We start from the raw sequence: 1,291 nt of genomic DNA on the forward strand, positions 1-1,291 counted from the left end.
TGACCCGTCCTGATATGGGTTGACACTTTTAGTTAAAACGCTCGATGAACTTCATCGGGCGTTTTGTATTTTAGAGCTGTATGTGGTCTCTGTTCATTATAGAGTTTCACAGACTCAGCGACCATTTTCTTAGCTTCATTCAAGTCATTCGGCTTAGTCAGCAAGTACTCCATCTTTAAGATACCATTTACTCTTTCCGCTAGAGCGTTTTGATAGCAGTCGTATCCATCAGTCATAGAGCATGTCACATGATATTTTCTGTGTAATGACTGATATTCTTCAGAGCAGTATTGAATACCTCGATCAGAGTGATGGATAAGCTCTCCATCATATCGCCGCTTTTTCAAAGCTTTCAGGAACGCACTCTTAACGGCTTGCGTCTTCATATTATCATCGAGATGATACCCAACTATCTTCCTCGAGTAAGCGTCAGTGATTAAGCTGAGATAAGTATTTCCCGCTCGTGTTGCCAAGTAAGTAATATCAGCGACCCACAACTGCTCCGGTTTATTTGGAACCACGCCCTCTTTGATTCGGTTTGGATGGCAGTGGAACCGGTGATGGCTGTTTGTTGTTCGATGATAAGCCCTACGGTTTAAGACCAATAGGCGATGCTGTTTTAGCAATAAAAACAGACTGTCTCGCCCTATATAAATGTTACTCTGACTGAGTAAGTACTTAAGCTTTCGAGTTCCTAATCGAGGATGTCGAATCCTTTGCTCTTTGACGAACCCAATGACAGATTGCTCTTTCTGAGTTCGCTGAAGCTCGAGCGCGCAGCGTTTGTAAAATGCCTGTCGAGTAATCCCGATGAAGTGACAAGCTTTAGTTACTGTGAGCCTTTTGACCGTTTTTTCCTTAATAACTCGGCTTTGCGCTTCTTTGAGATTCGGACACCGAAATCTCTATCCATTACTTTTACGACAGCCTCAAAGAAGTCCGCTTTCAGTTGAGTTTCTTCGAGTTGTTGCTCGAGTTCTTTTATCCGTTGTTCAGGAGTTTGAGTAGAAGGAGAATCAGGCATACCATTACCTACTGTGTTTGGTTTCTCTATTCCTTTAGACCAATTTAGCTGACCGTGCTTGCGAAGCCAAACTAAGACAGTAGACCGACCTTGTATACCATATCGCTCTTGAGCTTGTTTATAGGTCATTTCACCTTTTTCTACTTGGTCAACGACCGTCAATTTAAAAGCAAGAGAATAATCTCGTTGGGTTCGTTTACTTGTTGATTTCATGACACTCTCCAATTTCATGTCGGAAATGTGTCAACCTTATTTAGGACGGTACAG

General features: G+C 42.3%; 1 protein-coding gene. It reads right to left on the reverse strand.

What is annotated here, in order from left to right:
• Positions 1 to 32: 32 nt before the first annotated feature.
• Positions 33 to 1,237, reverse strand: a protein-coding gene (locus ACTS60_RS00035; RefSeq protein WP_440886708.1) for an IS3 family transposase whose coding sequence is annotated in 2 segments (ribosomal slippage) — positions 33 to 886 and positions 886 to 1,237 — 1,206 coding nt in all. Because the reading frame shifts where the segments join, the coding sequence is not laid out codon by codon here.
• Positions 1,238 to 1,291 lie beyond the last annotated feature (54 nt).

The sequence above is a fragment of the Vibrio sp. WZ-1 genome, assembly GCF_052037695.1.
Taxonomy (GTDB): Bacteria; Pseudomonadota; Gammaproteobacteria; order Enterobacterales; family Vibrionaceae; genus Vibrio.